At 40.6% G+C, this 8,009-nt stretch carries 6 protein-coding genes; 4 read left to right on the top strand and 2 right to left on the bottom strand.

The window, feature by feature from the left end; translation table 11 throughout:
- From B4H32_RS10850 to galE, 4 genes are all read left to right on the top strand, one after another.
- On the top strand, positions 1–837 hold an 837-nt coding region (locus tag B4H32_RS10850), incomplete at its 5' end, for a UTP--glucose-1-phosphate uridylyltransferase (protein WP_286803044.1).
- Between the two features lie 16 nt (positions 838–853).
- Positions 854–2,113: a UDP binding domain-containing protein gene (locus B4H32_RS10845; RefSeq protein WP_286803043.1), complete on the top strand. Its 1,260-nt coding sequence runs from the start codon at positions 854–856 to the stop codon at positions 2,111–2,113.
- A 2-nt stretch (positions 2,114–2,115) separates the two neighbouring features.
- On the top strand, positions 2,116–3,789 hold the full coding sequence (gene pgi, locus B4H32_RS10840) for a glucose-6-phosphate isomerase (protein WP_286803041.1): 1,674 nt from the start codon (positions 2,116–2,118) through the stop codon (positions 3,787–3,789).
- Positions 3,782–4,798, top strand: coding sequence for a UDP-glucose 4-epimerase GalE (gene galE / locus B4H32_RS10835; protein WP_004770075.1), 1,017 nt, complete (start codon positions 3,782–3,784; stop codon positions 4,796–4,798). Before pgi ends, galE begins: the two co-directional genes overlap by 8 nt.
- A gap of 53 nt (positions 4,799–4,851) precedes the next feature.
- Here galE and B4H32_RS10830 read toward each other — a convergent pair whose 3' ends face one another.
- Both B4H32_RS10830 and B4H32_RS10825 read right to left on the bottom strand, forming a co-directional pair.
- Positions 4,852–6,222: a phosphomannomutase CpsG gene (locus B4H32_RS10830; protein WP_286803040.1), complete on the bottom strand. Its 1,371-nt coding sequence runs from the start codon at positions 6,220–6,222 to the stop codon at positions 4,852–4,854.
- Positions 6,223–6,431: 209 nt separating this feature from the next.
- Entirely contained in the window at positions 6,432–7,637 is a 1,206-nt protein-coding gene (locus B4H32_RS10825; RefSeq protein ID WP_004777665.1) for an aromatic amino acid transaminase, read from the bottom strand.
- Positions 7,638–8,009: the final 372 nt, after the last annotated feature.

Here is an 8,009-nt window from a genome sequence, read left to right as displayed (position 1 = left end):
ACTCGTTTTTTACCTGCAAGCAAATCCATTCCAAAAGAAATGGTGACAGTAGTCGATCGTCCCGCAATTGAGTATGTGGTACGTGAGGCAGTTGAGGCTGGGATAGAACAAATTATTTTGGTGACTCATTCATCTAAAGCATCAATTGAAAACTATTTTGATCGTAATTTTGAGCTTGAAACAACTTTAGAACAAAAAAAGAAATTTGATTTGCTTAAGGAAATTACTGATATTTTACCGAAGCATGTGAGTGTGGTGAGTGTACGCCAACCGCAACCTTTGGGATTAGGTCATGCAGTGTTATGTGCCAAAGATATTGTGGGTAATGAAGCATTTGCAGTGTTATTGCCTGATGTACTGGTTAAGAACCAAAGCTGTGATAATGATTTGTCATTAATGATCCAGCGTTTTGAGCAGTCTCAAGCTGCTCAGATTATGGTAGAGGCAGTTCCTGACCATTTGGTTGATCAATATGGTATTGTAGATGTTGCGATTTCTCCGAATGAAGGGGAAAGTGCTATCATGCAGGGAATTGTTGAGAAACCTGCGATAGGTACTGCGCCATCCAATTTATCTGTGGTAGGGCGTTATATTCTACCTGCTGAGATTATGAGCCTATTGGAGAATACGCCTCGTGGTGCAGGAAATGAAATTCAACTCACAGATGCGATTGCAACATTGCAGCAATCACAAAATGTTGAAGCCTATCGGATGAAAGGGCAAACTTTTGATTGTGGGAGTAAGCTTGGATATCTAAAAGCAGTACTACATTACGGTATTGAACATCCGAAATTGGGCGCAGAGTTTAAGGGTTTGATTCAAGAATTAGCCCTATAATTTAGGGTAAATGGTTATGAAAATTGCAATCTTTGGTAATACTTTATATGCAGGCGTGATGTCTGCATTATTGTCTGAATCTGGACATTTTGTATATTGGTGTTCCCATATCAGCCCAAATGAAAATGGTCAGCAATATTCTTTTCATGATGAAAATGTCAGTCGCTTACTTGAAAAACAACTCACTAGTGGATTTCTGATTTATCGTGATTTGGATAGTATTCCTTTAGACATTGATGCTTACTTATTTAGTTTTAATCAAACCCAAAAACAACAAGTTTTTCAACTATTGGCATCACTAAAACAGCGTCCAATTATTCATCCTAAACTGATGATCAATGCATCTACCTTTGGCTTACATGGGACTGAGCATTTTCAACAAATTCTTTCTGAAGATGACTGGGCCTATTTACCAGATACCATCCAAGAGGGAAATGCGTTACAAAGTTTAACTCAGGCAAAACACTTAATCGTTGGATGCATAGAGACCGCAGTACAAAAAAAGATTAAAGAATTGTTAAGGCCTTTCTTCCCTTTGGAGCAGCAATATCTGTTTATGCCAATTCTGGATGCTGAGTTTACCAAGCTGAGTATTTCTGGCATGTTGGCAACACGAATTAGCTATATCAATGATCTTGCTGTCGTGGCGGAAAAACTGGGGATTGACATTGCTTCAGTACGTCAGGGAATGGCTGCCGATAATCGCGTTGGTTCAGCTTATTTATCTCCAGGCGCAGGTTTTGGCGGTGAGAATTTCTCACATGATATTTTAACCCTTGCCAATACTGTGGCAAATACAGGGGTTAAAAGTCAGTTGCTTGCGCAAGTTTGGGATATTAATGAGCAGCAGAAAGAAATCTTATTTCGCAAACTGTGGAATTATTACCATGGTGACTTACATGGCAAGACAGTTGCGATTTGGGGTGCTTCATTTAAAGAAAATACCTCAAGTATTCAGCAGTCACCGATCCATCCCATGTTGGCAGCTTTATGGGCTCAAGGTGTCACGGTACGTTTACATGATCCACAAGCTTTAGATGAAATCGAAGCGATGTATGGGCAACGTGAGGATCTTATTCTATGTAAAGACCAATATGTGGCCATACAAGGTGTACATGGCTTATGTATTTTGACGGCATGGAAACAGTACTGGAGTCCTGACTTTAAGCAATTAATACAGTTGATGTCACACCCTTTGATTCTGGATGGTCGTAATATTTATGATCCGCATTATGTGAAAGCTCAGGGCTTTGCATATATGGGGGTGGGGCGTTAATTATGGTCAAAAATATCCAGCCATTTTTGTTAAAAGATCAGCAAGCGGTGATCGAAAACTTATCTGTTTTACAGGAACAATCTAAAGAGACGCATCTTAATCAATTATTTGCAGCCGATCCTTTGCGTTTCCAGAAATTTTCAGTTGAATATGATCAACTTGTTTTAGATTTTAGTAAGCATCGAATTAATCAGCAGATTTTAGATGGGTTGGTTGATCTAGCCCAGACCCGAGATTTGGCGCAATGGATTAGAAAGCTATTTTCAATCGAGCAGATTAATTACACTGAACATCGGGCTGCTATGCATTGGGCATTGCGTTTGCCCAAATCTGAACAGGGTTGCTCTGAAATTAACCAACAGGTGCATACACAGTTAGCACGTATGTATGCTTTGGTTGAGAAAATTCATGCGGGACAATACCGTGGTGTGACGGGTGAAGTCATTCAGGATGTAGTGAATATTGGTGTGGGTGGTTCCGATTTAGGTCCATTAATGGTCACTCATGCCCTCTCAGACTATAAAACAACCACAAGTAAACCTTTAGGTATTCACTTTGTTTCGACCATGGATGGCAGTCAGCTTTCTGATTTGCTGCATCAATTACGGCCAGAAACCACTTTATTTATTATTTCGTCCAAGTCTTTTGGTACGATTGATACGCTTTCTAATGCCCAGACAGCACGTCAATGGTTAGAGAAGACATTAGGTGTAGACAATAATATTCTCAAACATCATTTTATTGGGGTTTCTACGAAACCAGACAAGATGACCGCGTGGGGTATTGCATCTGATCACCAATTATTATTATGGGATTGGGTTGGTGGTCGCTATTCCTTATGGTCCTGTATTGGTCTGCCGATTGCGCTGAGTATTGGGGTAGAGGGCTTTAAGCAACTATTAACTGGTGCTTATGCGATTGACCAGCATTTTCAAACAGCTCCATTTCACCAAAACATCCCCGTACTTATGGGATTGTTAGGTGTATGGAATAATAATTTTCTCGATATTCAGACTCATGCGGTACTGCCTTATGATGGGCGGTTAAAGTATTTTGCAGCTTATTTGCAACAGCTTGAGATGGAGTCAAATGGTAAATCCATCCAGCGGAATGGTGAGAAAGTGAGTTCAGCGACCTGCCCAATTGTCTGGGGAGAAGTTGGACCGAATGCGCAACATGCTTTCTATCAACTCTTACACCAAGGAACACATTCGGTCAGCTGTGATTTTATTGCGCCAGTGAAACGTTATAATGCCAACCAATTTACCTATGCTGAAAATGCAGAGGCCTTAGTTGAGCAACATCATTTGGCACTCTCAAATTGTTTGGCTCAATCGCGTTTGCTCGCCTTTGGCAATCAGGCGCTCTCAGTAGATGAGCTAAAAGATTTACCTAGTTATAAGCAATATGAGGGTAATCAACCGAGCTCAACCATTCTATTAAAAGAGTTGAATCCCTATAGCTTAGGGATGCTTATCGCATTGTATGAACATAAAGTGTTTGTGCAATCTGTTTTATGGAATATCAATCCCTTTGACCAATGGGGTGTTGAAAAAGGTAAAGAAATCGCCAATCAACTATTACCAATTCTAAATGGTGAACAGGGTGATTTATCTGCATTTGATACCTCAACGCAAGGTCTACTTCGAATATTATTAGGAAAAACAGATGGCTAAGATTTTAGTTGCAGGTGGTGCTGGCTATATCGGTTCTCATACTTGTGTTGAACTGCTAAATGCGGGGCATGAGGTGGTTGTATTTGATAACCTGTCGAATAGTTCTGAAGAATCTTTACATCGTGTACAGAAATTAACGAATAAGGATTTGGTTTTTGTTAAAGGTGACATCCGATTTGAACAAGAGGTTGATCAGGTGTTTCAAGACCACCAGATTGATGCTGTGATTCATTTTGCTGGTCTGAAAGCGGTTGGGGAAAGCCAGCAAATTCCACTGGTTTACTTTGATCACAATATCGCTGGCAGTATTCAGTTAATGAAGTCGATGGAAAAAGCAGGTGTATTTAGACTGGTGTTTAGTTCATCGGCAACGGTTTATGATGAAGCGAATATATCCCCATTGAATGAAGATATGCCAACAGGCATGCCAAGCAACAACTATGGCTATACCAAGCTCATCATTGAACAGATGTTGCAAAAACTGGCGCAGGCAGATTCACGTTGGTCGATTGCATTACTGCGTTATTTTAATCCAGTCGGCGCACATAAAAGTGGTCAGATTGGGGAAGATCCTCAAGGCATTCCAAACAATCTCATGCCATATGTGACACAAGTGGCTGTTGGTCGTCGTGAGAAATTATCCATTTATGGCAATGACTATGACACGATTGATGGAACAGGTGTGCGTGATTATATTCATGTGGTAGATTTAGCCAATGCACATTTATGTGCGTTGAATAATCGCCTTGCTGCACAAGGCTGCCGTGCTTGGAACATTGGCACAGGCAATGGTTCATCCGTATTACAAGTCAAAAACACCTTTGAGCAAATCAATGGTGTGCCTGTTGCGTTTGAATTTGCACCACGTCGTGCAGGTGATGTTGCCACTTCATTTGCAGACAATACGCGTGCATTGAGCGAGCTCGGTTGGCAGCCTCAATATACATTGGAAGATATGCTGGCGGATAGTTGGAATTGGCAAAAACAAAATCCAAATGGATATCAATAATTATTGTTTCATATAAACAGGGAGTAACAGCTCCCTGTTTTTTAACTTTTCGCTTATCCTTGAATCAAATCTGTCAACTCATCCACATAATTTTGCATCGGTTGCGGGTTTTGATCGGCACGGCTTTCAATATTTAAACGCAATAAAGGCTCGGTATTCGATGCGCGGACATTCAAACGCCACGCACCAAAATCAAGACTCACACCATCGGTACGGTCTACTAATGGATTTTGGTCTGCATAATGATCAAAAATCTTTTGTACCGTTGCTTGTGTATCCGCTACTTTAAAATTGATTTCACCGCTACATGGGAATTTGGTAATCATATTCTCAACTAATGTTGAAAGTGATTGACCTGTTTCAGAGAGTAGGGCAATAGTCAGTAACCATGGAATCATGCCACTATCACAGTACGCAAAGTCACGGAAATAGTGATGTGCGCTCATCTCACCGCCGTAAACCGCATTATGTTCACGCATTACATCTTTAATAAAAGCATGCCCAGATTTTGATTGAACCGCGATACCTTGATATTGCTCTACGATATCAAAGGTATTCCAAACTAAACGTGGGTCATGCACAATCTTCTCACCTGATTGTTTGATCAAGAATGCTTGTGCTAATAAGCCAACAATATAATAGCCTTCGATGAATTGCCCTTTTTCATCGAATAGGAAGCAACGGTCAAAATCCCCATCCCATGCAATACCCATATCTGCATTGTGCGCAAGCACAGCATCGCGGGTGCTGTCACGGTTTTCGATTAAGATTGGGTTCGGAATCCCATTTGGGAAAGTCCCATCCGCTTCATGATGAATTTTAATAAATTCAACAGGAATATTCAGTTGTTGGAATTTCTGTTCAATTGCATCAATGACATGGCCTGCTGCACCATTGCCTGCATTCACTACTAGCTTGAGTGGTTTAATTTTCTGTGGATCAATATAAGTCAGTAGGTGTTCAACAAACTCAGGTAGGATATTATAGTTTTCAGTTGTACCTTTCTGCTCAACTTCGGCAAAAATACCTGATTCAGCGAGTGCTTGAATGTCTTTTAGACCCGTATCAGCACTGATTGGACGTGCATTTTCACGAACCAATTTCATGCCATTGTAGTCCATCGGGTTGTGGCTGGCAGTTACTTCAATGCCACCTTGTACATCAAGATGGAAAGCGCCGAAATAAACTTCTTCGGTACCCGTCATGCCTAAATCTAGAACATTGACACCTGCATCATTAAGACCACGAATGGTTGCTTGCTTTAAACCTTCACTGCTCAGACGGATGTCACACCCAATCACCACTTTTCTAGGTTGATAGATTTGTCCGTATGCACGACCAATTTTATAGGCGATTTCTTCGTTCAGTTCTGTGCCTAATTTTCCGCGAATATCATAAGCTTTAAAGCAAGTCAGTTGAGTCATTTTGAGAAGAGCTGTGTAGTTTATTAATATGTTGCAGTATACAAAGACTGGGCTGGATTAAACAATCGTAGATACAGATTAAATCATTTATAACTGACTTAGCCCTAGATATACCGATTTCAATATATTCAAAGTATCTCCTTATATACATAATAAAAAATGGTTGTTCCACGTGAAACAACCATTTCCAGTTTATAATGATGGATGGGTTAAGCTGATTTAGCTAACACTTCAGCCATTGCTGTGGCAACTTTATAAATATTATTCATATTTAAACCTGCAACGCAGATGCGACCACTACGTACAAGGTAAATTGCATATTCTTCACGTAAGGTGTCGACTTGCTCGCCTGTCAAACCTGTGTAGCTGAACATGCCTTTTTGATTGACAAGGTAGCTAAAGTCACGGTCAGGAAGTGCTTTAGTCAACTCATCTTTTAAGATGCTACGCATTTTGATAATGCGCTCACGCATCTCTTTGACCTCGCCTTGCCATTGTTGATTCAGATCAGCGTCATTGAGCACCTGATCAACCAACCATGCACCCGTTGTTGGAGGGCTAGAATAGTTGCGGCGTACGGTTGCCTTTAATTGACCGAATGTGCATTGAGCCGCTTCAGCATCGTCACAGACAAAGGTTAGGCCGCCCACACGCTCACCATAAAGTGAGAAGATTTTAGAGAACGAGTTGCTGACGATGAAGTTTAAACCAGCTTGGTCTAGAGCACGAATCGCATAAGCATCTTGTTCCATACTATCGCCAAAGCCTTGGTAAGCGATGTCAAGGAATGGAATCAAGTTACGCTCTTTTAATACTGCAATCACCTGATCCCATTGGGCTGGATTGAGATCCGCACCTGTCGGGTTGTGGCAGCAAGGGTGTAATAATACAATGCTTTGATCTGGCAAAGTTTTTAATGTCGATAACATGCCATCAAAATCAACGCCACGTGTTTCAGCATCGAAATATGGATAGTAGTTGCTCTTGATGCCAGCACCATTGAAGATCGCAACATGGTTATCCCAGGTTGGTTGGCTGACCCACACTTCTGAATTTGGGAAATAGGTTTTTAAGAAGTCAGCACCGACCTTTAATGCACCTGAACCACCCAATGTCTGGATTGTTACAGCACGACCTTGCTGAACTGCTGGACTGTTTGCACCAAACAACAACGCCTGAATCGCCTCACGGTAAGGTTTGAAACCCTCCATTGGAAGATAAAGTTTGGTTTTATCATTTTTAGGTGCAATACGTTTTTGCGCTTCGATAATGGTATCAAGCTGAGGAACGATACTGTCTTCGTTATAGTACAAACCAATACTTAGATTAACCTTTTCAGCGCGTGGATCAGCATTAAACTGTTCCATTAAAGATAGAATTGGGTCGCCTGCATAAGGTGGGATATGTTGAAACATTAACAATGTCCTTTTATTCAACAAGGTGCATGGATGTGTCTTGCGGAGCATGACTCCAGATGCCCAATAATGTACCAATAAAGCGCCTATGAAGCACGCTGTTATTTACATTTCTGGTGCAGTATTTACTTACAAAAATTCGTATAAAATCGATCGATTATAAGGATTGTCTACAATCAAGCTGTCATACCATGGTCGTAGCCTACGTAATATAAATATTGGGAAAAATGCCTTGAATCAATTGAAATAAAGTACTTAAATTTTATTAAGAATATGTTTTATATATAATTATTTTATATTTTTAGTACTTTTTCAAAACATTCTATTGTGAGGCAATCGAATAGTATTGACTGGGTCAGTCTATTTCATTGT

It is taken from the genome of Acinetobacter sp. UBA2063 (genome assembly GCF_002333245.1).
Taxonomy (GTDB): Bacteria; Pseudomonadota; Gammaproteobacteria; order Pseudomonadales; family Moraxellaceae; genus Acinetobacter; species Acinetobacter parvus.
The sequence above is the reverse complement of the archived record's forward strand: the minus strand, read 5'-3'. Positions and strand labels throughout refer to the sequence as shown.